General features: G+C 44.1%; 1 pseudogene. It reads left to right on the forward strand.

Features of this window, described 5'->3' with window-relative positions:
• Positions 1-579, forward strand: a pseudogene (locus AB4503_RS25580) (IS5-like element ISVa1 family transposase); the annotation flags it as partial.
• Positions 580-633 lie beyond the last annotated feature (54 nt).

The following is a 633-nucleotide window of genomic DNA, read 5'->3' on the forward strand; positions in this document are numbered from 1 at the left end:
TCCAAAGGAGCTATTCGCCATATAGCCATTGACTCGACTGGTCTCAAAGTTTTTGGCGAGGGTGAATGGAAAGTGAAAAAGCACGGCGCCGAAAAACGCAGAACTTGGCGTAAACTGCACTTAGCTGTTGATGTAGAAACTCATGAGGCCATTAGTGCAGAAGTCAGTCTTGTAAGTGTTGGCGATAACGAAGTGCTGCCAACATTACTCAACCCTTTACGTAGAAAGATCCATACAGTATCTGCTGATGGAGCATATGACACAAAAAGTTGCCATGAGACTCTGAAAAATAAGGGCTGTACTCCGTTGATACCACCTCGAAAGAATGCGGCTCTTTGGGAAGATGGGCATCCCAGAAATGAAGCTGTAGAGGCTCTTAAAAACGGAACAATAACGGAGTGGAAATCTGAGTCTGGTTACCACTATCGCTCAATATCTGAGACCGCAATGTCTCGATATAAAGGACTAACCAGCGGTAAATTGAGCTTGAGATGTTACAACGCTCAAGTGGGAGAAATCATGGCGAATGTCAAAGCTATAAACAAAGTCATAGGACTAGGTATGCCTGTTAGAAGCTAACGATTAGTCAAATATGGCGTCGTTGAACCTCAAGCTGATTTGATCAACAACGCC

This window comes from Vibrio sp. 10N.222.55.B11, assembly GCF_041473705.1.
In the GTDB taxonomy this organism is placed as follows: domain Bacteria; phylum Pseudomonadota; class Gammaproteobacteria; order Enterobacterales; family Vibrionaceae; genus Vibrio; species Vibrio crassostreae_C.